This window comes from Chromobacterium sp. W521, assembly GCF_052805975.1.
The window spans coordinates 274,066-299,567 of record NZ_JBRBAF010000007.1 but is presented as its reverse complement, the minus strand read 5'-3'; the positions used below and the strand labels follow the sequence as shown (position 1 = coordinate 299,567).

The 25,502-nt window shown below is 66.8% G+C and carries 30 protein-coding genes; 21 read left to right on the top strand and 9 right to left on the bottom strand.

Annotated features, from left to right (window positions below):
- Positions 1-62 precede the first annotated feature (62 nt).
- The 10 genes from ACUXV1_RS13465 (at position 63) to ACUXV1_RS13420 (ending at position 8,518) form a co-directional block, all read left to right on the top strand.
- Positions 63-227: a rubredoxin gene (locus ACUXV1_RS13465; protein ID WP_039756174.1), complete on the top strand. Its 165-nt coding sequence runs from the start codon at positions 63-65 to the stop codon at positions 225-227.
- 88 nt (positions 228-315) lie between these two features.
- Positions 316-1,134: a M48 family metallopeptidase gene (locus tag ACUXV1_RS13460; RefSeq protein ID WP_445989769.1), complete on the top strand. Its 819-nt coding sequence runs from the start codon at positions 316-318 to the stop codon at positions 1,132-1,134.
- A gap of 2 nt (positions 1,135-1,136) precedes the next feature.
- Complete coding sequence (locus ACUXV1_RS13455) at positions 1,137-1,493, top strand: MmcQ/YjbR family DNA-binding protein (RefSeq protein ID WP_043639396.1); 357 nt, start codon at positions 1,137-1,139, stop codon at positions 1,491-1,493.
- A 73-nt stretch (positions 1,494-1,566) separates the two neighbouring features.
- Complete coding sequence (locus ACUXV1_RS13450; protein WP_043639393.1) at positions 1,567-1,983, top strand: CopD family protein; 417 nt, start codon at positions 1,567-1,569, stop codon at positions 1,981-1,983.
- A 13-nt stretch (positions 1,984-1,996) separates the two neighbouring features.
- Positions 1,997-2,467 (top strand): hypothetical protein, encoded by a 471-nt coding sequence (locus tag ACUXV1_RS13445; protein ID WP_446015615.1) that lies wholly within the window; start codon positions 1,997-1,999, stop codon positions 2,465-2,467.
- 67 nt (positions 2,468-2,534) lie between these two features.
- Positions 2,535-2,996 carry a CYTH domain-containing protein gene (locus ACUXV1_RS13440; protein WP_019103557.1) on the top strand — a complete coding sequence of 154 codons (462 nt, stop codon included), beginning with the start codon at positions 2,535-2,537 and terminating at the stop codon, positions 2,994-2,996.
- A gap of 157 nt (positions 2,997-3,153) precedes the next feature.
- Positions 3,154-4,431 carry a glutamate-1-semialdehyde 2,1-aminomutase gene (hemL, locus tag ACUXV1_RS13435; protein WP_081555917.1) on the top strand — a complete coding sequence of 426 codons (1,278 nt, stop codon included), beginning with the start codon at positions 3,154-3,156 and terminating at the stop codon, positions 4,429-4,431.
- A gap of 41 nt (positions 4,432-4,472) precedes the next feature.
- Complete coding sequence (locus ACUXV1_RS13430) at positions 4,473-7,199, top strand: DEAD/DEAH box helicase (RefSeq protein ID WP_446015614.1); 2,727 nt, start codon at positions 4,473-4,475, stop codon at positions 7,197-7,199.
- A 61-nt stretch (positions 7,200-7,260) separates the two neighbouring features.
- Complete coding sequence (locus ACUXV1_RS13425) at positions 7,261-7,719, top strand: hypothetical protein (RefSeq protein ID WP_446015613.1); 459 nt, start codon at positions 7,261-7,263, stop codon at positions 7,717-7,719.
- Positions 7,706-8,518 carry a DUF2145 domain-containing protein gene (locus tag ACUXV1_RS13420; protein ID WP_240314984.1) on the top strand — a complete coding sequence of 271 codons (813 nt, stop codon included), beginning with the start codon at positions 7,706-7,708 and terminating at the stop codon, positions 8,516-8,518. Before ACUXV1_RS13425 ends, ACUXV1_RS13420 begins: the two co-directional genes overlap by 14 nt.
- A gap of 7 nt (positions 8,519-8,525) precedes the next feature.
- Here the strand turns inward: ACUXV1_RS13420 and ACUXV1_RS13415 are convergent, their stop codons facing one another.
- Entirely contained in the window at positions 8,526-9,116 is a 591-nt protein-coding gene (locus ACUXV1_RS13415; protein ID WP_446015612.1) for an EamA family transporter, read from the bottom strand.
- A 9-nt stretch (positions 9,117-9,125) separates the two neighbouring features.
- Positions 9,126-9,434, bottom strand: a complete 309-nt coding sequence (locus ACUXV1_RS13410; protein ID WP_446015611.1) for a hypothetical protein — start codon at positions 9,432-9,434, stop codon at positions 9,126-9,128.
- Between the two features lie 97 nt (positions 9,435-9,531).
- On the opposite strand from ACUXV1_RS13410, the gene ACUXV1_RS13405 reads away from it, so the two are divergent.
- Positions 9,532-10,395, top strand: coding sequence for a LysR family transcriptional regulator (locus ACUXV1_RS13405; protein ID WP_446015610.1), 864 nt, complete (start codon positions 9,532-9,534; stop codon positions 10,393-10,395).
- Positions 10,396-10,426: 31 nt separating this feature from the next.
- Here ACUXV1_RS13405 and ppc read toward each other — a convergent pair whose 3' ends face one another.
- On the bottom strand, positions 10,427-13,126 hold the full coding sequence (ppc, locus tag ACUXV1_RS13400; protein ID WP_446015609.1) for a phosphoenolpyruvate carboxylase: 2,700 nt from the start codon (positions 13,124-13,126) through the stop codon (positions 10,427-10,429).
- Positions 13,127-13,429: 303 nt separating this feature from the next.
- Between ppc and hemC the strand changes: the two genes are divergently transcribed.
- Genes hemC through ACUXV1_RS13380 form a run of 4 tightly spaced genes read left to right on the top strand, consistent with a single transcriptional unit; the run spans position 13,430 to position 17,335 of the window.
- Positions 13,430-14,359 carry a hydroxymethylbilane synthase gene (hemC, locus tag ACUXV1_RS13395; RefSeq protein WP_043639368.1) on the top strand — a complete coding sequence of 310 codons (930 nt, stop codon included), beginning with the start codon at positions 13,430-13,432 and terminating at the stop codon, positions 14,357-14,359.
- Positions 14,360-14,366: 7 nt separating this feature from the next.
- Entirely contained in the window at positions 14,367-15,098 is a 732-nt protein-coding gene (locus ACUXV1_RS13390) for a uroporphyrinogen-III synthase (protein WP_446015608.1), read from the top strand.
- Positions 15,095-16,123, top strand: a complete 1,029-nt coding sequence (locus ACUXV1_RS13385; protein WP_019103563.1) for a uroporphyrinogen-III C-methyltransferase — start codon at positions 15,095-15,097, stop codon at positions 16,121-16,123. Before ACUXV1_RS13390 ends, ACUXV1_RS13385 begins: the two co-directional genes overlap by 4 nt.
- A 3-nt stretch (positions 16,124-16,126) precedes the next feature.
- Positions 16,127-17,335: a heme biosynthesis protein HemY gene (locus tag ACUXV1_RS13380; protein ID WP_019103564.1), complete on the top strand. Its 1,209-nt coding sequence runs from the start codon at positions 16,127-16,129 to the stop codon at positions 17,333-17,335.
- 70 nt (positions 17,336-17,405) lie between these two features.
- On the opposite strand, the gene ACUXV1_RS13375 is transcribed toward ACUXV1_RS13380, so the two are convergent.
- Entirely contained in the window at positions 17,406-17,822 is a 417-nt protein-coding gene (locus tag ACUXV1_RS13375; RefSeq protein WP_446015607.1) for a YqaA family protein, read from the bottom strand.
- Positions 17,819-18,136 carry an iron donor protein CyaY gene (cyaY, locus tag ACUXV1_RS13370; RefSeq protein ID WP_043589353.1) on the bottom strand — a complete coding sequence of 106 codons (318 nt, stop codon included), beginning with the start codon at positions 18,134-18,136 and terminating at the stop codon, positions 17,819-17,821. The genes ACUXV1_RS13375 and cyaY overlap by 4 nt, the downstream gene beginning before the upstream one ends.
- Positions 18,137-18,271: 135 nt before the next feature.
- Here cyaY and lptM point away from each other — a divergent pair, with 135 nt between their 5' ends.
- Both lptM and ACUXV1_RS13360 read left to right on the top strand, forming a co-directional pair.
- On the top strand, positions 18,272-18,460 hold the full coding sequence (gene lptM, locus ACUXV1_RS13365) for an LPS translocon maturation chaperone LptM (protein WP_081555924.1): 189 nt from the start codon (positions 18,272-18,274) through the stop codon (positions 18,458-18,460).
- Positions 18,461-18,597: 137 nt separating this feature from the next.
- Positions 18,598-19,692: a pyridoxal phosphate-dependent aminotransferase gene (locus ACUXV1_RS13360; protein WP_446015606.1), complete on the top strand. Its 1,095-nt coding sequence runs from the start codon at positions 18,598-18,600 to the stop codon at positions 19,690-19,692.
- A gap of 204 nt (positions 19,693-19,896) precedes the next feature.
- Here ACUXV1_RS13360 and ACUXV1_RS13355 read toward each other — a convergent pair whose 3' ends face one another.
- Positions 19,897-20,622, bottom strand: a complete 726-nt coding sequence (locus ACUXV1_RS13355) for an MgtC/SapB family protein (RefSeq protein ID WP_019103569.1) — start codon at positions 20,620-20,622, stop codon at positions 19,897-19,899.
- 302 nt (positions 20,623-20,924) lie between these two features.
- Here ACUXV1_RS13355 and ACUXV1_RS13350 point away from each other — a divergent pair, with 302 nt between their 5' ends.
- From ACUXV1_RS13350 to ACUXV1_RS13340, 3 genes are read left to right on the top strand one after another with little or no spacing between them, the layout of a single operon-like run.
- Positions 20,925-21,293, top strand: coding sequence for a VOC family protein (locus ACUXV1_RS13350; RefSeq protein ID WP_043589352.1), 369 nt, complete (start codon positions 20,925-20,927; stop codon positions 21,291-21,293).
- Positions 21,290-21,742, top strand: a complete 453-nt coding sequence (locus ACUXV1_RS13345) for an EVE domain-containing protein (RefSeq protein ID WP_446015605.1) — start codon at positions 21,290-21,292, stop codon at positions 21,740-21,742. Before ACUXV1_RS13350 ends, ACUXV1_RS13345 begins: the two co-directional genes overlap by 4 nt.
- Before the next feature lie 2 nt (positions 21,743-21,744).
- Positions 21,745-22,458 (top strand): helix-turn-helix transcriptional regulator, encoded by a 714-nt coding sequence (locus ACUXV1_RS13340; RefSeq protein WP_446015604.1) that lies wholly within the window; start codon positions 21,745-21,747, stop codon positions 22,456-22,458.
- A 28-nt stretch (positions 22,459-22,486) separates the two neighbouring features.
- Here ACUXV1_RS13340 and ACUXV1_RS13335 read toward each other — a convergent pair whose 3' ends face one another.
- Together ACUXV1_RS13335 and ACUXV1_RS13330 are read right to left on the bottom strand one after the other, a co-directional pair.
- Complete coding sequence (locus ACUXV1_RS13335) at positions 22,487-23,461, bottom strand: quinone oxidoreductase family protein (RefSeq protein ID WP_446015603.1); 975 nt, start codon at positions 23,459-23,461, stop codon at positions 22,487-22,489.
- A gap of 86 nt (positions 23,462-23,547) precedes the next feature.
- The gene (locus ACUXV1_RS13330; protein ID WP_446015602.1) at positions 23,548-24,123 is read right to left on the bottom strand and encodes a YqiA/YcfP family alpha/beta fold hydrolase; all 576 of its coding nucleotides are present in this window, start codon (positions 24,121-24,123) and stop codon (positions 23,548-23,550) included.
- Positions 24,124-24,327: 204 nt separating this feature from the next.
- On the opposite strand from ACUXV1_RS13330, the gene ACUXV1_RS13325 reads away from it, so the two are divergent.
- Positions 24,328-24,747, top strand: coding sequence for a hypothetical protein (locus ACUXV1_RS13325; protein ID WP_043589344.1), 420 nt, complete (start codon positions 24,328-24,330; stop codon positions 24,745-24,747).
- 15 nt (positions 24,748-24,762) lie between these two features.
- Here ACUXV1_RS13325 and ACUXV1_RS13320 read toward each other — a convergent pair whose 3' ends face one another.
- On the bottom strand, positions 24,763-25,392 hold the full coding sequence (locus ACUXV1_RS13320) for a tetratricopeptide repeat protein (protein ID WP_081555928.1): 630 nt from the start codon (positions 25,390-25,392) through the stop codon (positions 24,763-24,765).
- Positions 25,393-25,502 lie beyond the last annotated feature (110 nt).

Below are 25,502 nucleotides of genomic sequence, written 5' to 3'. Positions count from 1 at the left end.
GCATTGTCAGTCTCGCGGACCACTCTTAGAATAACTGTTTTACTCGATCACAAGGTGATGCGATGCGTACTTGGATGTGTCTGATCTGCGGCTTTATCTACGACGAGGAAGCCGGCCGTCCGGAGGATGGTATCCCGCCGGGCACCAAGTGGGAAGACATTCCGCCCAACTGGACTTGCCCCGATTGCGACGCGCGCAAGGACGATTTCGAAATGGTGGAAATCTGAGCCGGCTCAACCCGTGCCCGCCGCGATATCCCGCCGCGCCGCAGCTCGCCAGTCAAACGGAGCCGGGCGCTCAAGAGGCCATACCGCAATGAAAAGTTTCTGGAGTAAAACCCTGACCGGCCTGCTGGCCGCTGCCGCCCTCGCCGGCTGTGCCCAGGTCAACACCACCCAGGGCGGCGCCGTCGGCGTCAGCCGCGGCCAAACCATGCTGCTGTCCAGCCAGGAAGTGGAGCAGATGTCGGCCAAGTCCTACGCCCAGCAGTTGGGCAAGGCTCGCGCCGCCGGCCAGCTCAACACCGACGCGGCGATGACGGCGCGGGTGCGCAAGATCTCCCAGCGCCTGATCGCCCAAGCGCCGGTATTCCGCCCCGACGCCGCCAAATGGCGCTGGGAAGTCAATGTGATGCGCAATGACGAACCCAACGCCTACGCGATGGCAGGCGGCAAGATCATGGTCTACTCCGGTCTGATCACCAAGCTCAAGCTGAGCGATGCCGAACTGGCCGCCGTCATCGGCCACGAAATCTCGCACGCGCTGCGCGAGCACTCGCGCGAGAGCATGAGCCAGGCCTACGCGCAGCAAGTGGGCCTGTCCCTGGTGGGCGCGGTGGCCGGGCTCAAGCAGAACCAGATGGACATGGCCGCGATGGCCGCCGACGTGGCGCTGTCAAAACCCAACAGCCGCACCATGGAGTCCGAAGCCGACATCATGGGCCTGGAATTGATGGCGCGCGCCGGCTACGACCCCAACGCCGCGGTGAATGTCTGGAACAAGATGATGGCGGCGGGCAATAGCGGCGGCGCCGAATTCCTGTCCACCCACCCGTCCGGCCCCACCCGCATCCGCGACCTGCAACAGCGCATTCCGCAAGTGATGCCGCTGTATCAGGCGGCTAAAAAAACCTGAACATGGCCTTGCGCAAAGAGGATGTGGACGCCCTGCTGGCCCAGGCCCGCGCCTTGCCGGGCGCCGAGTTCGACATCAAGTGGGAAACCCGGCGCGTGCTCAGCCTGGAACGCAAGATGTTCGCCCTGTTCCACGAGGATAACGTGATGTACAAAGTGGCCGCCGACGATTTTCTGGTCCTCAGCGGCCTGCCCGGCGTGCGGCCGGCGCCGTATCTGGCGCGGGCGCGCTGGATAGAAGTGTCCTCGCTGGAAGCGCTGAGCCTGGAACAGTTGCACGCGGGCATCGCCGATGCGCGTCGGCTGGTGCTGGCCAAGCTGCCCAAGGCCGTCAGACAACGCTACGAGGCCTCGGCGTGAACGCGCCCGGCCAAGCCCGGCTCCGCGCCGTCCATCGGTCCGCGAAAGCCCCCACTTCAGCGACAAAAACACCGTGAGCTACCTTTACCTGAAAGCCTTCCACATTTTCTTCGTGGTGTCCTGGTTCGCCGGGCTGTTTTACCTGCCGCGCCTCTATGTCAATCTGGCACTGGCGGAGCAGGATGCCGAATACCAGCGTCTGCTGCTGATGGCGCGCAAGCTCTATCGCTTCATGACCCCGCTGGGCGCGCTGGCGCTGGCCACCGGCCTTGGCCTGTGGCTGGGCTTCGGCATAGGCGGCGGCTGGCTGCACGCCAAGCTGACCTTGGTCTTGCTGCTGGTCGGCTATCACGGCTGGTGCGGCAAGCTCTACCGCGACTTCGCCGCCAAAACCAACCGCCGCAGCCATACCTGGTTCCGCGTGTTCAACGAACTGCCGGTGCTGGTATTGCTGGCGGTAGTGATTCTGGTGGTGGTCAAACCATTCTGAGGAGAGGGATCGCATGCGCAAATGGATTGCATTGTGGCTGGGCTGCCTGCCCGCTTGGGCCGCCACCCCGCTGCCGCCCAAACCGGCGCTGCCGCCGGAAGTGGTGGCCACGCTGCGCCGCGACGGCGCGGAGCTGCTGCGGCTGCCGATGTGCGTGGACGCCAAGGGCGCCTTCTCCGGGCAGCGCGAGGTGGGTGACGCCCTGCTCAGCATCGGCGGCACCGTCGCCGCGGTGCGCGCCCAGCACAAGCCGCTGCTGAACGCCAGCGTCAGCTGGAGCGATCAGGAGGGCAAGCGCGTGGTCAGCGCCCAGACCCTGATCGGGACGCAGCCGGAATTGGTGGGAAGCTGGCCACAGCGCAGCTCGCCTTACGGGCAAGCCAGCGGCGTCGAACAACAGCGCAGCAGCTTGTCGCTGTATCTGCAGATCTCGCCTCGGGCGGAAGCCTGCAGTAAACCCAAAGGCGAACAGATCGCCCATTAGAACCGGTTCAATGTCTGCCGCGCTTTGGCGATACGGCGTTGAACCGGCTCCTAGGAGTACGCATAAAATGGCAGTGGAAATCGAACGCCGCTTCATCGTCGTCGGCGACGACTGGCGCGGCCTGGCCCCCGGCGTGCAATACCGCCAGGGTTATCTATCGGTGGAAAAAGAGCGCACCGTGCGCGTGCGCGTGGTCGGCGATCAGGCTTGGCTGACGCTGAAAAGCAATATCAGCAACGTCAGCCGCCACGAATTCGAATACCCGGTACCGCTGGCCGACGCGCAAACCATCATGGGGGCGATGTGTCCGATGGTGGTGGACAAGCTGCGCCACCGCATCGAACACGGCGGCTTCATCTGGGAAGTGGACGAGTTCTTCGGCGACAACGCCGGACTGGTGCTGGCGGAAATAGAGCTGCCGGATGAGAGCACTCCCTTCGACAAGCCCGCTTGGATAGGCGAGGAAGTCACCGAGGACGGCCGCTACACCAACGCCTATCTGTCCAAGACCCCCTATAGCCGCTGGTAGCCTCCCCCAATCTTATCCACAGCACTCAGGCCGAGGTTTGACTTATCCACACCCTCCCGCCGTCGGCCTCGGTTAAAATGGCGGCTAAGCACGGGCCCCGCGCCCGCCCCAATCCGAACCTACATCCGCGGCCGCGGCCGCCCACAAGGAAACGCACATGTCCCGCAATCTGGAGCTGTTTGAACGTGGCAAGAAATCCATCCCCGGCGGCGTCAACTCGCCGGTGCGGGCCTTCGGCCAGGTCGGCGGCACGCCGCGCTTCGTCAAGCGCGCCGAAGGCGCCTATTTCTGGGACGCCGACGACAAACAGTATTTGGACTACGTCGGCTCCTGGGGTCCTGCCATCGTCGGCCACGCCCACCCGGACGTGGTGCGCGCGGTGCAGGAAGCGGCCGTCGGCGGCCTCTCCTTCGGCGCGCCCACCGAGGGCGAGGTGCTGATCGCCGAGGAAATCCGCAAGCTGCTGCCCTCGGTCGAGCAAGTTCGCCTGGTGTCCTCCGGCACCGAGGCCACCATGTCGGCGATCCGCCTGGCGCGCGGCTTCACCGGGCGCGACCTGATCGTCAAGTTCGAAGGCTGCTACCACGGCCACTCCGACAGCCTGTTGGTGAAGGCCGGCTCCGGCCTGCTCACCTTCGGCAACCCATCCTCCGGCGGGGTGCCGGCCGATTGCACCAAGCACACCCTGGTGCTGCAGTACAACGACGTCGAACAACTGGAGAAGACCTTCCGCGAAATCGGCGGCCAGATCGCCTGCGTGATCCTGGAACCGATCGCCGGCAATATGAATTTGATCCAGCCGTCGGCCGAGTTCGTCCAGGCGCTGCGCAGTCTGACCGAACAACACGGCGCGGTGCTGATCTACGACGAAGTGATGACCGGCTTCCGCGTGGCGCTGAACTGCGCCCAGGGCCTGCACGGCGTCAAGCCGGATCTGACCACGCTGGGCAAGGTGGTGGGCGGCGGCATGCCGCTGGCGGCCTTTGGCGGCCGCGCCGACATCATGGCCTGCATCGCGCCGCTGGGCAACGTCTACCAGGCCGGCACCCTGTCCGGCAACCCGCTGTCGGTGGCCGCCGGCCTGGCCACCCTCAAGCTGATCCAGCAGCCGGGCTTCCATGAAACGCTGGGCCGCCGCACCGCGCGCCTGGCCCAAGGTCTGGCCGACGCCGCGCGCGCGGCCGGCGTGACCATGAGCAGCGACAGCGTGGGCGGCATGTTCGGCTTCTACTTCAGCGAGCAAGCGCCCAAGTCCTACGCCGAAGCCACCCGTTGCGACATCGAACGCTTCAAGCGCTTCTTCCACGCGATGCTGGACGAAGGCGTCTACTTGGCGCCGTCCGCCTACGAGGCCGGCTTCGTCTCCAGCGCCCACAGCGAAGAGATCATCGAGCAAACCATTGCCGCCGCCGGCCGCGCGCTGAGCCGCGTTTAAACCTGAAAGCCGCCGCGTTCCGCGCGGCGGCGCCTTCCCGCATGCCCCTCTCCCCCACCCGCCTGGCCTGGCGGCTGCGCGTCGAAGCCTCCGGCGTCGAGCTGCAGCCCTGCGCGCAAACACGAGGCCCCGACGGCTATGGCCGCGGCCGGCGCTTGCCGCTGGCCCGACTGCTGGCGGAGCAAGACGACCTGGACTGGCTCAGCGGCCAGGACCGGCTGATCCTGCGCGCGCTGGCCGCCTTGCAGGCCGACATCGCCGCCGACGGCCATGCGGCGCTGGACGCACTCGCCGCGCTGCCGCTGCTGGTCGGCCACCCGGCGCTGTACTGGGCCGACGCGCCGGAACAGCCGCTGCGGATGGAAGCCGGCCAAGTGGCGCTGGAACTGGAGCGCCAGGGCGAGCAGATCACGCTGCGGCTGAGCCCGCCCGGCATCGCCGCCTGTGCCGGCGTGCTGTGGCGCAAGCTCACGCCGGACCGGCTCGCGGTCTACCGGCTGGACGAGGAAGTGCGCCAGATTGCCGCCCTGCTCGGCCACAGTCTGAGCCTGCCCTGGCACGCCCGCAAGAAAGTACTGGACGCCATCCGCGACATCGCGCCGGACTTGCCCTTGCACGACGTCAGCGCCAGCTTCGACGACAGCCTGCCCAGCCAGCCGGCCGACGCCACGCTGCGCGCGCTGCTGCGGCTGGACGACGCCAGCCTGCGGCTGCAGCTGAAAGTGCGCCCGCACCCGGCCAGCGCACTGTACGCGCCCGGCCGCGGCGCGCCCGGCCTGGTGGTGAGCGTGGACGGCGTAGCGCAGCAGCTCAAGCGCGACCTTCCCGCCGAACGCGCCCGCCAGCGCAGGGTTCACGCCGCCTGCCCAACCCTGGCCGCCGCCCGCCGCGACGGCGACGAATGGGTGGTGGACGGCCAGCAGACGGCGCTGGACCTGTTGGCCGAATTGCAGACGCTGGACGCCGACACCCTGCAATGCGAATGGCCGTCCGGCCAGCGCCAGCGCATCCGCGCCGGCGTCGGCCTGCCGCAACTGAAACTAAGCGCCAAACGCAAGGGCGGCTGGCTGGAAGTGGACGGCGAACTGGGGCTGGACGATGGCAACATTCTGGCGCTGCGCCACCTGCTGGAGGCGCTGGCCGGCCAATCCGGCCGCTACCTGCGCCTATCCGACGGCGACTGGCTGGCGCTGTCCGACTCCCTGGCCGCCCGCCTGCGGCAACTGACGCTGCTAGCCGACCACGCCGGGCCCGGCGGCCTGCGCCTGAGCCCGCTGGCCGCGCCCCGGCTGGGCGAACTGGCGGCCGAGGCCGGCGCCTTCGACGGCGACGCGGGCTGGAATGAACAATGGCGGCGGCTGCAATCGCTGCAAAACTTCCAACCCGAAGTGCCGGCCGACTTGCGCGCCACGCTGCGGCCTTACCAGCTGCAGGGCTACAACTGGCTGGCGCGGCTGGCCCACTGGGGCGCCGGCGCCTGCCTCGCCGACGATATGGGCCTGGGCAAGACGGTGCAGACGCTGGCGCTCCTGCTCAGCCGCGCCGCGCTCGGCCCGCAGTTGGTGGTGGCGCCCACTTCAGTGGCGCTGAACTGGCTGGCCGAAGCCGCCCGCTTCGCGCCCGGGCTGCGGCTGCTCCCCTACCAACAACACAGACGGCTGGACGCCGCCGGCCCCGGCGATCTGGTGGTCGCCAGCTACGGTCTGCTGCAGCGCGACGCCGACGCCTTCGCCGACGTGCGCTGGGCCAGCGTGGTGCTGGACGAGGCGCAGGCGATCAAAAACGCCGCCAGCCAGCGGGCGCAGGCCGCCCACGCGCTCTACGCCGATTTCCGCCTGGCCGCCAGCGGCACCCCGGTGGAAAACCATCTGGGCGAATTGTGGAGCCTGTTCCGCTTCGTCGCGCCCGGCCTGCTGGGCAACGAGGACAAATTTCAGCAGCGCTTCGCCCAACCCATCGCCGACGGCGACGAGGACGCCCGCGAAGCGCTGAAAGCGCTGATCCGCCCCTATCTGCTGCGCCGCACCAAGCAACAGGTGCTGACCGAGCTGCCGCCGCGCACCGACATCACCCGCGCCATCCCGCTGAGCGAGGCGGAAATGGAGGTCTACGAGGCGATGCGCCAGCAGGCGCTGGACAAGCTGGGCCAGCCGGGCGAAGCCGAGGGCGGCGCGATGCAGGTGCTGGCCGAACTGACCCGGCTGCGCCGCTTCTGCTGCCACCCGACGCTGACCCAGCCGGACAGCGCCTTGCCCTCCGCCAAGCAGGCGCTGTTCCGCGAACTGATGCTGGAACTACTGGACAACGGCCATAAGGCGCTGGTGTTCAGCCAATTCGTCGACCACCTCGCCATCGTCCGCCGGTGGCTGGACGAACAGGGCATCCGCTACCAATACCTGGACGGCGCGGTGCCCGGCGCGCAACGCAAGGCGCGCATGGACGCGTTCCAGGCCGGCGACGGCGACGTATTCCTGATCAGCCTGAAAGCAGGCGGCACCGGTCTCAACCTGACCGCCGCCGACTACGTGATCCACCTCGATCCGTGGTGGAACCCGGCGGTGGAGGATCAAGCCAGCGACCGCGCCTACCGCATGGGCCAGCAGCGGCCGGTCACGGTGTACCGGCTAGTGGCCCAGCACACCATAGAAGAAAAAATCGTGGCGCTGCATGCCAGCAAGCGCGAGCTGGCCGACAGCCTGCTGGACGGCGGCGATCTCAGCGCGCGGCTGGACGGCGCGGCGCTGTTGGCACTATTGCGCCAAAGCTGAGCATTGCCCTTTCGTCATAAAATGGGCAAGCTGGCGTCATTTCCGTGATCCAGGATCATCCATGCTCAAAGCCCTCCTGCTATCCAGCCTGCTGCTGTCCGCGCTGCCCGCCTGGGCCGGCCTGTCCCAGACCGACACCGCCTCAGAGAAAATCTCCGTCGGCACCCTGTCCATCGTCACCGCCCCGGCAATCAGCGTGGCCGGCAGCGCGCAGGGCAAGGGCGAATCGCTGCTGGCTCCGGTGCTGGCGGTCACTGGCAGCGCCTATGTGATCACCGGCCTGGCCCAAGGCGCCGGCGACACCGTCAAGATGTCGCTGGACGCGGTGCAGGGCGGCGCCAAGCTGGTGGTGGAATTATCCGGCAAGGCGCTGAAAGCCACCGGCGCGGCGGTCGGCGCCTCGGTGCAAGTGAGCGCGGTGGCCAGCGGCACCATGCTGGTCACCTCCGGCAAAGTGCTGGCCTTCATCACCAACAAGCTGGGCGAGGCCCTTCTGGAGCACAACCGTGTCCCGTCCTGACGCTCTGCCCGCCCGTCTCGCCGGCCTCGGCCTGGCGCTCTGCCTGCTGCTGCCGCAAGCCGCTCTGGCCGGCCGCAGCTGCGAGGAGCAAACCATCACCCCGGCCACCTTCGGCAAGGCGATGGCTGCCGCCGAACAACTGCGGCAAAAGCTGGACGCCAGCGGCGGCGACGTTGCCGTGATCGGCCGCGTCGGCCAGGACCTGTCGCGCTTCAAGCTGCGCTACACCCATGTCGGCATTGCTTACCGCCAAGCGGAAGGCCGCTGGCGCGTCGCCCACCTGCTCAACGACTGCGGCAGCGCCAGCTCCGACCTGTGGTACGAGGGCCTGGGCAACTTCTTCCTCGACGATATGCATTCCTTCGAGTCGGTGGCGCTGCTGCCGCCTCCGGCGCTGGCCGCGCGGCTGCGCGAACGGCTGCAAGCGCCGCCGCGGCTGCGCGAACTGCACACCCCGCAGTACAGCCTGCTGGCCTATCCCTTCGCCACCCGCTACGAAAACTCCAACACCTGGGTGCTGGAAACGCTGGCGGCCTCGGCCAGCCAGGAAGCCCGCATCGCCAACCGCGAACAGGCGCAGATGTGGCTGAAGCTCAACGGCTACGCGCCCTCGGAACTCAAGCTGGGGCCGCTGACGCGGCTGGGCGGCCGCATGTTCAAGGCCAATGTCGCCTTCGACGACCACCCCAACGAGATGCGCTACGCCGACCGCATCCAGACCGTGACCGTGGATTCGGTGATGAACTTCCTGCAGGCCCGCAACGAAGGCTGGCAGGTGCTGGAAATCCCCGCGCCCTGAATGGAGCTCAGCACGCGCCGCACGCCGCCGGCACCGCCTCCGCGACGGTGGCCGGCTGGCGCGCCGCCAGCCACGCGCCCAGGCTGACGCATGCCAGGCCGGCGGCCAGATAGCCGGTCAGCGGCTCATTCAACAAGGGCGCCGCCAGCAAGCCGGCCAAGACCGGAATCAAGGCGAACAACATCCCCACCCGCACCGCACCCAGCGCCGTAATCGCGCGCAGATACAGCAGCATCGCCACAATGGCCGCCGCCCCGCCCTGATAGGCGGCCTGGAACAGCAGCGTCGGCCAAGACGCCGCCGCCAGATGCTTGGGCAGCCACAGCAGATAGACGGGCAGATAAATCAGCGCCGCCATGATGGTGATCGCCCGCGTCAGCGGCCAGGCCGGATAAGCCCAGCGCCGCGCCAGCACCCCGAAAGCCGCCCAGCTCACAGAAGCCAGCAATAGCAGCAGATCGCCCTTCCAGCTGTCGCCGCCGGCGCCGCTGAACAGGGGCAACGCGCTCAAGGCCAGGCCGGCGCCTATCAACGCGTAACCGGGCAGCTTGTGGCGCTGCAGGCGCTCCCCAGCCAACAGCCAGGCGAACAAGGCCACCAGGAAGGGCTACATGCCCGGCAGCAACAGGCCGCCATGCGCCGCCGGCGCGTATTTGAAGCCGCTGTAGGCGAACAGGCTGACGCCCAGGCCGCCCAGCAGGGTCAGCAGCCACAACCGTGCATCGCGCAAGGCGCCGCGTGGCAGACCGCCGCACAGCAGCAGGATCAGCGCGGCGACACCGACGCGCAGCGCCAGCATGTCGGTGCCGGCCAGCGCGCTCTTGCCGCCAAGGCGCGACACCAGGTTGAAGCCGGTCCAGATGGCGACGGCGCCGAAGGCGGCCAGATAGCCCTGGCGCAGGGAAAGGGTGGACATGTTCACGCTCCGGGAATGGGAATGCTTGCATGCTAGCCCGCGCACGTCATTCTAAAAAATGAATTATTATGATTCAGATAATCTCTTGGAGAGAACGATGGAGTTGGACGAACTGCGCATTTTCCAGGCGGTGCTGCAAGAAGACGGCGTGACGCGCGCCGCCGCCCGGCTACACCGGGTGCAATCCAATGTCACCACCCGGCTTCGGCAGCTGGAGGACAAGCTGGGCGTGCCGCTGTTCCTGCGCGAAGGCAAGAAGCTGATCCCCACCGAGGCCGGCCGCCGGCTGGGCGACTACGCCGAGCGGCTGCTGAGCCTGGCCGAAGAAGCGCGCCAGGCGGTGGCCAGCGCGGAGCCGGCCGGCAGCCTGCGGCTGGGCGCGATGGAAAGCACCGCCGCCTCGCGGCTGGCGCCGGTGCTGGCCGCCTACCACCGCCGCTATCCGGCGGTGCAGCTGGAACTGCAGGCCGGCGTGTCCAACGACTTGCGGCGCGCGGTGCTGGAAGGCCGGCTGGACGCGGCGCTGATCAGCGGCCCGGCCGGCGACGAACGTCTGGACGAGGCGCTGGTGTTCGAGGAAACCATCGTGCTGGTGGCCGCCGCCGGCCAGCGCGAGCTGTCGCTGCGCCTGTTGGGCGAGACCACGCTGCTAACCTTCGGCCACGGCTGCGCCTATCGCCAGCGGCTGGAAGCCTGGATGCAGCGCCAGGGCGTACAGCCGCGCCGCCTGGTGGAGCTGGGCTCCTACCACGCCATGCTCAGCTGCGTCGCCAGCGGCATGGGGCTGGCGCTGCTGCCGCAAAGCCTGCTGGACAGCATGCCGCTGATGGCGGCCCAGGTGTCCACCCATCCGCTGCCGGCGGACCTGGGCCAGGCCCAGACCACGCTGATCCGCCGCCGCGGACTGCGCCAGCCGGCGCTGGACGCCCTGCAACGGCTGCTGTTGGGCTCGGAAAGCTAGAGCGGCACGCTGCACGGCGACGGGCCTGGCCTCAGCCGCTGTTGCGCAGGCCGGCCGAAGTGCCGTTGATGGTCAGGTGGATTGCGTACAAGGCCTCGGCGTCGTCCGGCTGGCGGCGCAGCCGGCTCAGCAGCTCCGCCTGCAACAGGCCCAGCGCGTCCAGATACGGCAAGCGCGTTTCCAGGCTGCGATGCAGCGTCGGGTTCTTTTCCAGCAACGCGCTCTGGCCGGTAATGGCGTAGAAAGCGTCCAGCGTAGCCTGCCACTCCGCCTGGATGCGGCCGAACAGGGCCTCGGCCAATGCGCGGTCCTCTACTAGGCCGGCAAAGCGGCGACCAATGCCCAGGTCGGCCTTGGCCAGCACCTGCTCCATATTGGACAGCACCACCTGAAAGAACGGCGAACTGCGGTACAGGCTTTGCAGACGGGCGCGTCCGGCTTCGCCGTGACGCTCGATAAAAGCGCGCACCGCCGAGCCGACACCGAACCAGCCGGGCAGCATTACCCGCGATTGCGACCAGGAGAACACCCAGGGAATGGCGCGCAGGTCTTTGATCGAGGCCAGGCTTTTGCGCGACGCCGGCCGGCTGCCGATGTTGAGCTTGGCGATGGCGTTGATCGGCGTCGCCTCCAGGAAGTACTGCATGAAGCCCGGCGCTTCCACCAGTTCGCGGTAGGCGCGATAGGCGGCGTCCGACAACTCGTCAAACACGGTCTCGTCGGTCTCGCAGCTGGCGCAGCCGCTAAGGCTGGCTTCCAGCGTCGCCGCCACCAGGGCTTCCAGGTTGCGGCCGCCGATGGCCGGGTCCGAATACTTGGACGCGATCACCTCGCCCTGCTCGGTGATGCGGATACGCCCGGCCACGCTGCCGGCCGGCTGCGCCATGATGGCCTCGAACGAGGGGCCGCCGCCGCGGCCCACCGACCCCCCGCGGCCATGGAACAAGCGCAGCTTGACCCGGCCGTCGGCAAAGCAGCGCACCAAACGCTTCTCTGCCTGATAGAGCTGCCATTGGCTGGTCAGGTAGCCGCCGTCCTTGTTGCTGTCGGAATAGCCCAGCATCACTTCCTGCATGCGGCCGCGGCTGTCCAGCAACTGCTGATACCACGGCAAGGCGAACAGGGCCGTCATCACCTGGGCGCTTCGGTCCAGGTCGGCAATGGTTTCGAACAAAGGCACCAGGTTGACGCTGGAGCGCGGCTGCCCGTCCACCAGCCGGATCATGCCGGCTTCTTTCAACAGCAGCGCCAGCGCCAGCATGTCGCTGACCTGAGCGCAGTTGGAGATGATGCTCTGGCCGATGGCGTCGGCGCCGAACTGCCGCTGGATCAAGGCCGCCTCGCGGAAGATCGCCAGTTCCTTCTCGGTTTCGGCGCTGTAGTCCAGATAGGGCGAATACAGCAGCCGCGGCGTGGCCAGCTCACGCAGCAACACGCGGCTTCGCGCCGCCTCGTCCAGCGCGGCGAACTCCTCCAGCCCGGCGCGGGCGAACAGCTCGCCCACCACCGCCTCGTGGCTGCCGGCGAACTGGCGCAGGTCCAACGGCATCAGGAAGAAACCGAACACGTCCACCGCACGAATCAGCTCCGCCAGCCGACCGTCGGCCAGCGCCGCGCTGCCGTGTTCGCGCAGCGAGGCGTCCAGCACGGCGAGGTCAGCCTGAAACTCGGCCTGGTCGGCATAAGGTCTGCCAGCCGGCCAACGGCCGCTCAGGCTCACGCCCAGCTGCAGGCCGGTGGCCAACACCCGCGCCTCCATCGCCGCCAGCGCGCGCCGATACGGCTCTTCGCGGCGGCTCTCCTCCTGATCCGGGGTCAGCGCCGCCAAGGCGACCAAGGCCGGGCTGACGCCGACCAGGCGTTGCGACAGCGACAGTTCGCGGTACAGCGCCGCCAGTTCGTACAGATAATGTTCAAACGCCACCTGAGCCTGGCGCGTCACCGCGTGGCGCAGCACCGCGGCGTCGACATTGGGGTTGCCGTCGCGGTCGCCGCCTATCCAACTACCGACGCGAATGAAGGACGGCAGCGGCGTTGTCTGGCCCCAGGTGGCTTCGATCTGCCGGTCCAAGCGCTGATACAGCGCCGGCAAGGCCTGGAAGAAGGTCAGCGGGTGATAGGCGACGCCGTTTTCGATCTCATCCTTGACCGCCAGCTTGAAGTGGCGGATTTCCGAGGTCTGCCACAGCGCCACGATCACGCGCTTGAGCTTGGCCTCCAGTTCCTCCTCCTCTTCCGGCGTCAGGTCCGCCGCCGCCAGCTTGCCCAGAAAACGGCGCACCGCGCGGTGGCCGTCCAGCACGCTCTGGCGCTGCACCTCGGTGGGGTGCGCGGTGAGGATGGCGCCGACATAGGCGTCGCCCAGGGTGTCGGCCAGCATGGCGATGCTGACGCCGTCGGCCTTCAACTTGCCCAGCGCGCGCGACAGGCTGCCCTGCTGCGGCGCGGAGCCGGCCTGCCGGTGGGCCCGGCGGCGGCGCACATGGTGCAGGTCCTCTGCGATGTTGAACAGTTGGGCGTACAGGCCGCAGGCGCGCACCAGCGCCATCGCCGCAGCCGGGCTCAACTCCGCCGCCAAGGGCTGGCTGCGTTCCTCGGCGCTGCGGCCGGCGATGGCGCGCACTTCGGCGTAGACCTCGGGGCCGGCTTGTTCGCTCAACACCTCGGCCAGCGCGCGGTCCAGGCGGGCCAAATCGGCGCGCAGCGGCAGGTCCTTGTCTAAATCGCTCATTCGGTATTCCTTGATGGTGACGGGCGGCTTGGCCGCTCCCGGTTTTTGAATCGGCTCAAGGCAGCGCGGCCGCTGGCGTCGCTGGCTTCAGGCGATTCGTTTCGCATGCAAAACATCATAGGCAGGCTTGCCGCTGTAGTGGCAACACTACTGTCATTTAACCCTTTAGATCTTGACCTGAGTGCGCATTGCGCAACATCAAGCTTTGCGCCGCCGCCCCGGCGACGCCGCGGCGCTGTGCGCCGGGCGGGCATGCTAGAATGCCCGCCATCCAAGCACATAGTCCGATCGGGAACCGGTTTCATGGACAAAATCGTCATCGCCAGCCGCGAGAGCCGGCTGGCCATGTGGCAGGCCGAACACATCCAGGCCCGGCTGCAAGCGCTCTATCCCCACCTCAGCGTGGACATCCTGGGCATGACCACCCAGGGCGACCAGATTCTGGACAAGACCCTGTCCAAAATCGGCGGCAAAGGCCTGTTCGTCAAAGAATTGGAAGTAGCGCTGGCCGAAGGCCGCGCGGACCTGGCGGTACATTCAATCAAGGATGTGCCGATGGTGCTGCCGGAAGGCTTCGCGCTGGCGGCGATATGCGAGCGCGAAGACCCGCGCGACGCGCTGGTGTCCGCCCGCTACGCGGACCTGTCGGAACTGCCGGACGGCGCGGTGGTGGGCACCTCCAGCCTGCGCCGCGAATCGCAGATCCGCGCCCGCTATCCGCGGCTGGTGGTCAAGCCGCTGCGCGGCAACGTGCAAACCCGGCTGCGCAAGCTGGATGACGGCGAGTACGACGCCATCATCCTGGCCGCCGCCGGCCTCAAGCGCCTGGGCCTCTCCGAGCGCATCCGCAAGGAGCTGCCGCCGTCGGAAAGCCTGCCGGCCGCCGGACAAGGCGCGCTGGGCATCGAGATCCGCGCCGACCGCGCCGACCTGATGCAGCTGCTCGCGCCGCTGAACCACGCCGCCACTCACTCCTGTGTCAGCGCCGAACGCGCGCTGGCGCGCGAGCTGGGCGGCAGTTGCCAAGTGCCGCTGGGCGCCTTCGCCACCCTCAACGAGGGCACGCTGGCGCTGGGCGGCTTCGTCGCCAGCCCGGACGGTTCCGTGATGTTGACCGCCAGCGCCAGCGCACCGGCCGATTACGCCGACGCGCTGGGCCGCGCTGTGGCCAAAAAGCTGCTGGACGACGGCGCCGGCCCGCTGATTGAAGCGGTGCTGGCCGACCCGCGCTGAGACGACGATGCCGCGCGTCCTGGTCGCCCGCCCGCAAGCGCAAAGCGCCGAGCTGCTGCGTCTGCTCGCCGCAGCGGGTTTCGACACCGGCCATCTGCCGCTGATGGAAATCGCGCCGCAGCCAGACGCGCTGGCCGCTTTGCCTGGGCAAGCGGCGGCGGCAAGTTGCCTGATTTTCGTCAGCCCCAGCGCCATAGACCAGGCCTGGCCGGCGCTGCAAACGCTGGACCTAGCCGATAAGCGGCTGGTTTGCGTCGGCCGCGCCAGCGCCGCCAAATTGGCCGCGCTCAGCGGCAGACCGGTGCTGCACCCAACCGAGGGCAGCGACAGCGAAGCCTTGCTGGCCCTGCCTGAACTGGCCGATATGCGCGGGCAACGTACGCTCATCGTGCGCGGCGTCGGCGGCAGGCCCCTGCTGGCGCAAAGCCTGGCCGCGCGGGGCGCGGCGGTGGAGTTCGCCGAGATCTACCGCCGACTGGACGGCGCGCCGGACTGGGCGGCCTTCGACCGCGCGCCGCCGGACGCCGTGATTGTCACTTCCGGCGAAATCGTAGAGCAATTGTTCCGTCTCGCTGGCCCCAGTCGAATCAGGACGTTACAATGCTTGCTGTATTGCGTGCCGCATCCGCGCGTTGCCGACCGGCTCGCCGCGCAAGGCGCGACGCGCATCATGACAACCCGGGCCGAAGACAGCGCACTGGTCGCCGGCCTTAAAAAATGGTTCTGTCGTCACCCATGAGCGAATCCCAGATCACCGAAACCGCCAAACCCGAGTCCAAGAAATCGCTGAGTCCGGCCCTGCTGATCGCCATCGCCGCGCTGGGCGTGTCCGGCTGGCAGTACTTCAGCACCCAGCAGGAACTGACCGCCGCCCGCCAGGAACTGGCGCGCCGGCTGGCCGAAGGCAGCGGATCCGCCAAGGAACTGCGCGCGATGACCGAGCAGGCGATCAGCGCCAACCGCGCCACCGAAGGCCGTCTGGCGTTGATGGAGGCCCGCGTCAACGAATCCGCCGGCCAATACGCGACGCTGAACGGCATGTACCAGGAACTGACCAAGAACCGCACCGACTGGCTGCTGTCCGAGGTGGAACACACCCTGGCCATCGCCAGCCAGCAGCTGCAACTGGCCGGCAACGTGCCGGCCGCCGTGTCCGCGCTGGAGATGGTGGACGCGCGCCTGGCCAAATTCGATCGCCCGCAATTGATCGGCGTGAAAAAAGCGGTGGCCACCGACCTGGAAAAACTCAAGGCTCTGCCCTATCTGGACAGCGTCGGGCTCACCGTGAAGCTGGACCGGCTGATGCTGTCCTCCGACAGCCTGCCGCTGGCGGTGGACGCTCACCGGCTGGCCAGCCAGAAGCCGCAGGCCAAGGCGGCGACGGCGGCCAGCGCGCCGCTGTGGGAGCGCCTGGTGGCCGACGTCAGCAAGAGCCTGGGCGAGCTGATCCACATCCGCCGCATGGACAAGCCGGAAGCGCTGTTGCTGTCGCCGGAGCAGGCTTTCTTCCTGCGGGAAAACTTGAAAATGCGTCTGCTGGACGCTCGTCTGGCGTTGATCCAACGCGACGGCAAGACCTTCGCCGCCGACATCGTGGCCGCGCGCAGCTATGTGCAGCGCTACTTCGACCGCGACGCGCCGGCCGTCACCCAATGGCTGGGCACGCTGGGCGAACTGGAAAGCGCGCCGCTGGACGTGGCGCTGCCGGATATGAACGCCAGCCTCAAATCGGTGCGCGACGCCCAAGGCGCGGCAGGAGAATAAACCGTGAAATTCGCCTTGTGGATTACCGGGCTATTTGCCCTCGCGGTGTTGGTCGGCCTGGCCGCCACCCTGAACACCGGCTACGCCATCCTGTTTCTGCCGCCGTATCGGATGGAGGTGTCGTTCAACCTGCTGATCGTATCGGTGGTGGTGCTGATTTTCGTGGTGCATCTGGTGCTGCGCATGGTGGCGGTGGCCGCCAATCTGCCGGCGGAAGTGCGCCGCTTCCAGCGCCAGAAGAAGCTGAAAGCCTCCCGCCACGCGCTGCGTGAAGCCGGCATCTCCTACTTTGAAGGCCGCTTCCAGAAAGCCGAGCGCGAAGCCAGCAAGTCGCTGGACGACGAATACTCGCCGGAAAACAAGGCCCTGGCCCTGCTGATCGCCGCCCGCTCCGCCGGCGCCGCCGGCGACCTGGACAAACGCGACGGCTATCTGGCGCAGCTGGACGCCATGCCGCCGCGGCTGCAGCTGGCGCGCCATATGCTGGACGCCGAGCTGAAGCTGGAAGCCAAGGACCCGCTGGGCGCCTTGGCCGCCATCGAACGCGCGCGCGCGCTGTCGCCCAATCTGACCAACGCCTTGCGGCTGGAATTGAAAGTCCGCTTGCTGCAGAAACAGCCGGAAGCGGTGCTGGCGCTGACCGAGAAATTGCTCAAGGCCGACGCGCTGGAGCCGGAACAGGCGCGGCGTTATCGCTTGGCCGCCTATCAGCAACAGCTGGTCACCCTGCTGGGCGGCCAGGAAATCCGCGACTGGCTGCGCCGCATCCCGGAAGCCGAGCGCAGCAATCCACAGCTGATGGACCAAGTGGTGGCGCGGCTGATCGTGTTGCAGGACTACGATTACGCCGCCACCCTGCTGGCCGGCGCGCTGGCCAACGACGATCACGACACCCCGGAGCTGTCCCGCGAGCTGGGCAAGCTGGCCGAGCACCTGAGCGAGGATAAACGCCTGGAGCTGCTGAAAACCGCGGAAAACTGGCTGAAGAAGCGGCCGCGCGACCACTGGCTGCTGATGGCCTTGGGCCGGCTGGCCTTGTGCCAGCAGCTGTGGGGCAAGGCGCAAAGCTATCTGGAAGCAAGCGCCTCGATCTCGCCGACGCTGTGCGCCCACGCCGAACTGGCGCGGCTGTTCGAAGCCACCGGCAAGGAAGAGCTGGCGGCTCAGCATTACAACAAGAGCCTGGAACTGGCGCTGAAGCAGGGCTGCTGATTCCGCACGCTTGATACAAAAAAGGACATGCTCCCGCATGTCCTTTTTTTTATTGCCTTGTTATGCCCTCTCAACTCGACAGCAGCAGCACGCCCCAGGCCAGCGCCAGATAACGCGCCGCCTTGCCAAGGGTCAACCACAAAATGCTGGACCACCAGGGCAGACGCAGCCAACCCGCGGCCAGCGGAATCGCGTCGCCAACCACCGGCAGCCAGGACAAGATCAGCACCGCCGGGCCGAAACGCTGGAACCAGCCGGCCAGCCTCGGCGGCAACTCCTTGCGCGGCGCCAACCTCCCTAGCCACAGACTAGTGACGCTGCCGGCGGTATTGGCCACCGTGGCCACCAGCAGGGCCGGCCACAGCCAGTCCGGCCATTTGTACAGAAAAGCGGACAACGCCAGCTCGGAATTACCGGGCAAAATGGTGGACGAGGTGAAGGCAGACACCGCCAACCCGCCCAGCCCCAGCCACACCAAGTGGCTCATTCATCAAACTCTATGGTTTCGCCGCAGGCGGCGGCGATGGCGGCACTGAGGGTGGAGAAGAATTCCGAGCCGTCACGCGCGGCGATCCAGCGGCCGTCGCGGAAGGCGAAGTGGTAGCCGCCGCTCTTGGCCGCTATCCACAATTCCTGATTGGCGGTGTGGCGGTTGACGATGATCTTGGCGCCGTCGCTGAACTCGATATCCAGCACATTGCCGGACACCAGATAGTCGGCGTCCAGATCATTGTCGTCGATGGCGGCTTCGATGCGTGTGAAGATGGCGTCGGTGTGCCGCAGAAATTCGGTTTCGTTCATTGCGCTTTCCCGTTGAATGACGGCCTGGACGCCGTCTTGGCGCGGCTCAGGCCTTGATCGCCAGGCGCAACGTAATCACACGGCGCGCCGCAGCTTTGCTAGTATCGGGATTTTGCCACATTGGAACTCATTCGTATGCGCACCTTGCTGGCTTGTGCAAGCCTGACCCTGTTCTTGGCCGCCTGCGGCTTCAAAGGCCCGCTGTATTTGCCCGCCCCCGCAGCCAAGCCGGCCGCCGCCGCGCCCGCCGCCAAACCCGCGGTCAAGGCCGACGCCTCCTCCCCTCGCGCCGCGGCAGAATCCGCCTCTCCCGCCTCTCGCTGACGGCTCCCGCCGCGCTTCCGGGCGGTGCGGCGACGGCGTAAAATGCTGAAGACATATTGATATTCCCACGCGGTTTCCTGCACATCAGTCATATCCTTTACACTCAAAGGCTGTATCTGCAGATAAAGGAGCCGCCGATGTCTCACTTCGCCCGTCACCTGGAACATCACACCATCGTCAACCCCTTCCCCGGCATCGTGAAGCTGGAAGCGGCGTTGGGCCACCGCATCGGCGCGCGCATCGGTTCCAATGAAAGCATGGCCAAACCGGCCTCTCCGCTAACGTCGGAGTTCGGCGAGATGATGACGGAACTGGCCCGGCTCTACCCTGACCCTTACGCGCACGGACTGCGTCAGCGCGCGGCGGCCCACAACCGCGTGGACGCGAGCCAGGTACTGTTCGACACCGGCGCCGACAGCCTGATCCTGTTGGCCTTGCGTCTGGCCTGTAATGTCGGCGACGCGGTGGTATGCACCGCCGGCACCTATCCCACCTTCCGTTATTTCGCCGAAGGCGTGGGGGCGCGCATTCTGGAAGTGCCCTACCAGCAACAAGGCGACCGGCTGCAGGCCGATCTGCCGCGGCTGGCGGAAGTGGCGCGCGCCGAGCGTGCCGCCGTGCTCTATCTCGCCAACCCGGATAATCCCAGCGGCCACTACTGGAGCGCGGACGACATCCTGGCGCTGCGCGAAACCCTGCCTTCGTCCACGCTGTTGATCCTGGACGAGGCCTATGTCGATTTCTGCGTGGACGCGCAGGACGCACCGCCGCAGGGCGCGCTGCCCAACACGCTGCGTTTGCGCACGCTGTCCAAGGCCTATGCGCTGGCCGGTCTGCGGGTGGGCTACGCCATAGGTCCGCAACACATCGTCGCCAAGGCGGACCAGATTCGGCCGCAATTCGCGCTGTCCAGCTTCGCCCAACTGGCGGCGCAAATCGTGCTGGACGATCCCGACTATTCCCGTCAGCTAATCGCCGCCACCATCCATCTGCGCGACAAACTATCCGACGCCTTGCGCGCGCGCGACCTCGTGGTGATGCCCTCGCACACCAACTTCGTCTGCATCGCCTATCGCGACGCCGCCAGCAGCGAGGCCATCCATCGCCAGCTGCTGTCCGACGGCATCGCCGTGCACCGCCCGCCGCACCCGGCGGTACGCCACTTGCTGCGCGTCACCGCGCAACCGCAGGCGCTGTCGGCCAAAGTGATGGCGGCGCTGGCGGAAGGTTAAGAAGCGGTTCAAAGCCCGCTGCGCGTCAGCGGGATGGATAGATGGGTTGAAACCCGCTTTGAAACGCTCATGTACCACGCGTACATGCTGCTTTCTCAGCGGGTTTCGCCTTGTCTTGCTCTCAAGACTTTGAACAGGCTCTCCCGCCCATAAAAAAGCCCTGGACCGGCAAGCGGCCCAGGGCTTGATCTTTCCCCATCCTTCTCACTCCGAAGTGCTGGGATTCCAATACGCCTGACTGATGAAAGGCTGGGCCACCAGCTTGGCGGCGATCTCCTCCAGCTCCTCCCACTCCACCGAGGTGGACAGCAAGGTGGCGGTCATCTCCACCTCGTCGTCGCCGAAGGGCTCCACGTCCAGATCCCCCACCGGATACTTGGACTCCTCCAGCAGGTCGCTGAGCAAGGCCATTGCGTGTTTCTGGCCGGAACGGCTGGAGATCACGCACAACTGGTAAGTGACTTCGCTGGTTTCGTCGTCGATAGGCTTGCGGTTGATCGAGTTCACCACCGGACGCAGCAAGGTGTTGCTGGCCAACACGAACAGCGTGATCAGAAAAGCCTGGGGAATCTGACCCGCGCCGGCGCTGGCGCCGACTGCCGCCGAGCCCCACAAGGTCGCCGCGGTGTTCAAACCGCGCACGTTCAAGCCCTCTTTCATGATGGTGCCGGCGCCGAGAAAACCAACGCCGGACACCACGTAGGACGCCACCCGCGCCGCGCCGCCGGTGCCGTCCAGCTGCAGCGCCATGTCGACAAAGGCCGCCGCGCCCACCGCCACCAGGGTATTGGTGCGCAGGCCAGCGGTGCGCTGACGGAACTGGCGCTCGTAGCCTATGGCCGAGCCCAGAATGAAAGCCGTCAACAGGCTGAGCAAGGTTTGCAGCAGACCAGACCCGTTGAAGCCCAGAAACTGCAGTAAGGTTTCCACTTGTTATTCCTCCTGCGGTCGATTGAAAAAACAGCCGTCCCGGCGCGCCGGGAAACAGTCTGGCAGTTTGCCACATCCACGTGACCGGGTCGTGTCCGGCCTAGCGGTTTTTACTCGCCCGGCCACCGGCAAAGTTGCCCAAGCCCAAAAAAATCGCAGACGCGGCGCGCCTGCTGACAACACGCTGTCAGCAGGGGGGCCGCACACTGCCCTCCATGGCCGCGACGCCGCCTCCGCCCCATTGAACGCGGGGCAGCAACGCTCGCGGCCGGATCGCTAAAAACCCCTTCAAGGAGTGTGCCATGTCCCCTGTTTTACACTGGTTTGAAATTCCCGTGACCCAGTTCGAACGCGCCGTCGCCTTCTATCAGCAGGTATTGCAGGTGGCGCTGCATGAGGAGAGCTTCGACAACGCCCGCATGGCGCTGTTTCCCAAAACCGACGACAGTTGCGGCGGCGCACTATTGAGCAGCCCGCAAGCCCGCCCCCACGTAGACGGCGTGCGCGTCTATCTGGATGGCGGCGCCGATCTGGACGCCACGCTGGAACGGGTCAAAACCGCCGGCGGCATCGTGGTGCAGCCCAAGACCCGCTTGCCGGAAACCTGGGGGCACATCGCACTGTTTTCCGATCTGGAAGGCAATCTGATCGGCCTGCACAGCGCCGCATGAGCCGTCGCTACTGGATAGGCGTGGCCAGCCGCGACCATGTGCGGCGCGGGCTTGCCGGCGGCTTCGCCCAGCTCTGCCATGGCAAGTCCGCGCCACTCAAGCGGATGGCGGCCGGCGACGGCCTGATCTATTACTCGCCAGTGCTCAGCCTGGAAGGGCGCGAGCCCTGCCAGCGCTTCACCGCCATCGGCCAGGCGATGGACGACCGCGTCTACCCGTTCCGGGTCAGCGCCGATTTCGAGCCCTACCGGCGGAACATCGCGTTCTGGCCGGCAGAGGACGCCGAAATCCGGCCGCTGCTCGGCCAATTGACCTTCATCGCCGATCCGGCGCGCTGGGGCTACGCCTTTCGCTTCGGCCACCTGGAAATCGGCCGCGCCGATTTCCTGTTGATCGCGTGCGCGATGCGGGCGACACTGCCGCCATCTATGCTGCGGGAACCCGACTAAATATGCGCCGAGCCGACCGACTGGTTCAAATCCTCTTGCTGCTGCGCGGCCGCCGCCGCACCACTGCCCGGCAGTTGGCCGAATGGCTGGAAGTGACGCCGCGCACTGTCTACCGCGATATGGCGGATCTGATGGCCAGCGGCGCGCCGCTCAACGGCGAAGCCGGCGAGGGCTATTGGCTGGAAGCCGGCTTCACGCCGCCGGCGGTGGCGTTTTCCGCGCGCGAACTGGCGGCGCTGGAAGTGGGCGCGCGCATGCTGGCGGCCTGGGCGGACCGGGACACCGCCGCCGCGGCGCAATCGGCGCTGGGCCGCATCCACGCGGTGCTGGGGTCCTCCGGCCTGCCGCCGGAGCCGCTGTACGCGCCCACTGCGGGCAATTACCCGCGCGAGCGGCTGGCGCCGCTGCGCGACGCCATCGTCTCCCGCCAAGCGCTTTGGGTGGATTACCGCGACGAAAGCGGCCGCGATAGCCAACGCGCGCTGTTGCCGCTGGCTCTGTTTTTCTGGGGCGACCGCTGGCTGCTGGCGGCCTGGTGCGGCCTGCGCCTGGACTACCGCAGCTTCCGCGTGGACCGGCTGCAAAGCTGGTGCGACACCAACCTGAGCTGCCCGCCCGACGTCAGCCTGGCCGGCTATCTGGGCCATGTCGACAGCGACGGCCGGGCGTTGGCTTGGCTGGAGCGACACCAGCGCCAGCCCTGGCACCAAGAATAAGCGATGCCTGGCTGGCGTCGCTGCCCGTTCAAGGCAGCAGGATAATAGAACCGCTGGTCTTGCGCCCTTCCAGATCGCGGTGCGCCTGCGCCGCCTCCGCCAAGGGATAACGATGCGATGGCGCCACCTTGACCCTGCCGTCCGCCACCCGATCAAACAAGGCTTGGGCCGAGGCCTCCAGCTCCGCGCGGCTGGCGATGTAATCGGCCAGCTTGGGCCGGGTAAAGAACAGCGAGCCGCGACTGGTCAGTTCCAAAGGCGCGAACGGCGGCACCGCGCCGGACGCGTTGCCAAAGCTGACCAACATGCCGCGCGGACTCAGGCAAGCCAGCGATATCTGGAAAGTATCCTTGCCCACCGAGTCATAGACCACCGGCACGCCCTGTCCGCCGGTGATCTCGCTGACTCGCGCCACCACGTCTTCGCGGCTGTAATTGATCACATGCTGGCAGCCCAGGCCGCGCACGATGTCGGCCTTGGCGTCGGAACCAACGGTGCCTATCACCGCCGCGCCCAGCGCCGTCAGCCACTGCACCGCGATCTGTCCCACTCCGCCGGCGGCCGCGTGCCACAAGACGGTTTGGCCCGGCCTCACCGGGTAGGTGCGTTGCACCAGATACTCCACAGTCATGCCCTGCAACATCATGCAGGCGGCGGATTCGTCGCTGATGCCGTCGGGAATCTTCACCAGCACCGCCGCCGGCAGCAAGCGCTCGGTGCTATAAGCGCCCAGCGGGCCTCCGGCGTAAGCGACGCGGTCTCCCACCGCCAGACCGGACACCCCCGGCCCCAACGCTTCCACCACCCCGGCCGCCTCCTGGCCCAGGCCGGACGGCAGCGGCAACGGATACAGACCACTGCGCTGATAGGTATCGATGAAGTTGACGCCGATGGCGGTATGACGCACCCGCGCCTGACCCGGTCCCGGAGCGGTCAGCTCCTGGCTTTGCAGACCGAGCACTTCCGGCCCGCCGGTGTGGGAGAAAACGATGGCTTGAGTCATGGCGGCCTCCTAGGCTCAAAAAATCCAGTGTGCGACGGCGGAGCCGTCCCAGGCAAGCCGCTGTCGCAGAACAGACTGTTTCTACATCAAACCAAGAATTGTCCGCGCCCCCAAGCCAGCACTTCCGGCAGGATGCGCGGCCAGGCTTCAAGTCTATGGTCATCGCCGTTGAACACTGTCTGGCGGCAGTCCAGATACAGCGCCGCCGCTTCGCGCCAATCCAGCACCTCGTCGCAACTGCCCAACAGCAGCCAGTAACGGCGCGCGGACGGCTGGGGCACGCGCAGCCCCAGCAAGGCGTGCATATCAGCGTCGCTCAAGGTGTAGACCACGCCGGTGTAGGGGTTGGTCTGCTCGCCGATGAAACGCGCCAAATCGTCGTAAGGCCGCACCGCCGGATTGATCAGCACCGCCGGGCGTTGATGGCGCTCGGCCAAAAAGGTAGCGTAATAACCGCCGAGCGAACTGCCGATCAGCAAGGTGTCCGCCGGCAAGGACGCCACCAGAGCGGACGCCTGCTCGATCGCCTCGGCCGGATGGGGAGACAGCTGCGGACAATGCAAGGTCGCATCGAACGCGTTCTGTTGCAAATAAGCGGCGGTTTCGTTCGCCTTCAGCGATTGAGGACCGGAATTGAAGCCGTGCAGGTAGACAATATGCATGCGGATGGGAACAAACAGTCAATAAAGCGTTCATTCTAAATGGCCATCGTCCCAAGAAAAACCCTGGCAGCCGCGGCTGGCAACCGTCCTTTCGACGGGCTTGCCAATACATTCGCATGAATGATACAAAAACGCGGAAAAAATAATAAAACCGACGATTTATGCCACTTAAGCGCGGTTTACAAAGATAACAGGAGAACATAAATGCTTGCCACCTTGCCGGACAACGCCCTCGTCGCCGACGCCACCACCACCAAACCCTACTCCGTAGCCAGCCTGATCATGGCGTGCGGCTTTCTGCACCACAGCGCACAGGCTTTTCTAGACGACGTGCGCGCGGACCAGGCGCTGATCCGTTCCGGCTTCTGTCCGCGCCACCATGTCCACGTTGACCGCGACGGCCAGGCCACGGTGGACGGCTTCGTCCATGAACAGGTGGGCTTGCTGCTTCAGCACAATGCCTCCCTGCATTTCGCCTTGCATGAAATGCTGATGCAGTTCGGCCCGGATGCCTGCAACGACACTCTGGCCGGCATCATCGTGCGCGGCCTGCGCGGCGTTCAGGATTGGCAGGCCGCCTGCCAGTGCCTGGCGGCGATGCGCCGCGGCCCGGCCCGAGCCTGAGCAGGTTTCAAGCCGTCATGCCGGCGGCTTGGCCCGCTTGGCCAGGTCCAAGGCCTTGAGCCTGGCGCCGACATCGCCCTGCGCGGCCGCCTTGGCGTACCAGCGGATCGCCGCCGGCAAGTCCCGCTCCACCCCGTCGCCATGCTCGTACATGCTGGCGATCAGATACTGCGCGCCCACGTCGCCCTGCCGGGCGGCCTTCTCGTACCAATACGCCGCCAGCCGGTAATCCTTGGCCGCGCCGCGACCGAGGAAGTACTGAGTGCCCAGATCCAACTCTGCCGGCAGATAGCCTTGATCCGCGGCCAACCGGAACCAACGCGTCGCCTCGGCTTGCGACTTGGCCACCTGCTGGCCGTTTTCGTACAACACTCCCAAGGCGTGCTGCGCCTGCGGCAGACCCGCGTCGGCTGCGCGACGCAACCAGCGCTCTCCCTGCATCCGGTCAGGCGCGCCGCCCTCTCCTCGCCAATGCATCATCGCCAGATCGAAAGCAGCCACCCGGTCGCCCGCCTGGGCCGCCTGCTCGAACTGCCTTCGCGCGGCGGCGTAGTCCCCATGCTGATAACTGGCCCAGCCGGCCACCTCCGTAGCCAGCGACGCCAAGGCCCACATCGCCAATATCCCGCCTACCCACACTTTCATCGCCGCTCTCCCCACCAGCCTGTCCTGAGAGCCTGTTCAAAGTCTCGCGGGCAAGAGCGAGACAAGGCGAAAACGGCTGAGAAAGCGGAATGTACATGGGGTACATGAGC

Coding starts and splice junctions, on each gene's coding strand:
- ACUXV1_RS13455 (WP_043639396.1), top strand. CDS start 1,137: ATGGCCTTGCGCAAAGAGGATGTGGACGCCCTGCTGGCCCAGGCCCGC.
- ACUXV1_RS13320 (WP_081555928.1), bottom strand. CDS start 25,392: ATGAAAGTGTGGGTAGGCGGGATATTGGCGATGTGGGCCTTGGCGTCG.
- ppc (WP_446015609.1), bottom strand. CDS start 13,126: ATGAGCGATTTAGACAAGGACCTGCCGCTGCGCGCCGATTTGGCCCGC.
- ACUXV1_RS13330 (WP_446015602.1), bottom strand. CDS start 24,123: ATGCATATTGTCTACCTGCACGGCTTCAATTCCGGTCCTCAATCGCTG.
- ACUXV1_RS13385 (WP_019103563.1), top strand. CDS start 15,095: ATGAGCGAATCCCAGATCACCGAAACCGCCAAACCCGAGTCCAAGAAA.
- ACUXV1_RS13460 (WP_445989769.1), top strand. CDS start 316: ATGAAAAGTTTCTGGAGTAAAACCCTGACCGGCCTGCTGGCCGCTGCC.
- ACUXV1_RS13430 (WP_446015614.1), top strand. CDS start 4,473: ATGCCCCTCTCCCCCACCCGCCTGGCCTGGCGGCTGCGCGTCGAAGCC.
- ACUXV1_RS13440 (WP_019103557.1), top strand. CDS start 2,535: ATGGCAGTGGAAATCGAACGCCGCTTCATCGTCGTCGGCGACGACTGG.
- ACUXV1_RS13325 (WP_043589344.1), top strand. CDS start 24,328: ATGCTTGCCACCTTGCCGGACAACGCCCTCGTCGCCGACGCCACCACC.
- ACUXV1_RS13425 (WP_446015613.1), top strand. CDS start 7,261: ATGCTCAAAGCCCTCCTGCTATCCAGCCTGCTGCTGTCCGCGCTGCCC.
- ACUXV1_RS13360 (WP_446015606.1), top strand. CDS start 18,598: ATGTCTCACTTCGCCCGTCACCTGGAACATCACACCATCGTCAACCCC.
- hemC (WP_043639368.1), top strand. CDS start 13,430: ATGGACAAAATCGTCATCGCCAGCCGCGAGAGCCGGCTGGCCATGTGG.
- ACUXV1_RS13465 (WP_039756174.1), top strand. CDS start 63: ATGCGTACTTGGATGTGTCTGATCTGCGGCTTTATCTACGACGAGGAA.
- ACUXV1_RS13345 (WP_446015605.1), top strand. CDS start 21,290: ATGAGCCGTCGCTACTGGATAGGCGTGGCCAGCCGCGACCATGTGCGG.
- ACUXV1_RS13445 (WP_446015615.1), top strand. CDS start 1,997: ATGCGCAAATGGATTGCATTGTGGCTGGGCTGCCTGCCCGCTTGGGCC.
- lptM (WP_081555924.1), top strand. CDS start 18,272: ATGCGCACCTTGCTGGCTTGTGCAAGCCTGACCCTGTTCTTGGCCGCC.
- ACUXV1_RS13350 (WP_043589352.1), top strand. CDS start 20,925: ATGTCCCCTGTTTTACACTGGTTTGAAATTCCCGTGACCCAGTTCGAA.
- ACUXV1_RS13335 (WP_446015603.1), bottom strand. CDS start 23,461: ATGACTCAAGCCATCGTTTTCTCCCACACCGGCGGGCCGGAAGTGCTC.
- ACUXV1_RS13390 (WP_446015608.1), top strand. CDS start 14,367: ATGCCGCGCGTCCTGGTCGCCCGCCCGCAAGCGCAAAGCGCCGAGCTG.
- hemL (WP_081555917.1), top strand. CDS start 3,154: ATGTCCCGCAATCTGGAGCTGTTTGAACGTGGCAAGAAATCCATCCCC.
- ACUXV1_RS13375 (WP_446015607.1), bottom strand. CDS start 17,822: ATGAGCCACTTGGTGTGGCTGGGGCTGGGCGGGTTGGCGGTGTCTGCC.
- ACUXV1_RS13410 (WP_446015611.1), bottom strand. CDS start 9,434: ATGTCCACCCTTTCCCTGCGCCAGGGCTATCTGGCCGCCTTCGGCGCC.
- cyaY (WP_043589353.1), bottom strand. CDS start 18,136: ATGAACGAAACCGAATTTCTGCGGCACACCGACGCCATCTTCACACGC.
- ACUXV1_RS13405 (WP_446015610.1), top strand. CDS start 9,532: ATGGAGTTGGACGAACTGCGCATTTTCCAGGCGGTGCTGCAAGAAGAC.
- ACUXV1_RS13340 (WP_446015604.1), top strand. CDS start 21,745: ATGCGCCGAGCCGACCGACTGGTTCAAATCCTCTTGCTGCTGCGCGGC.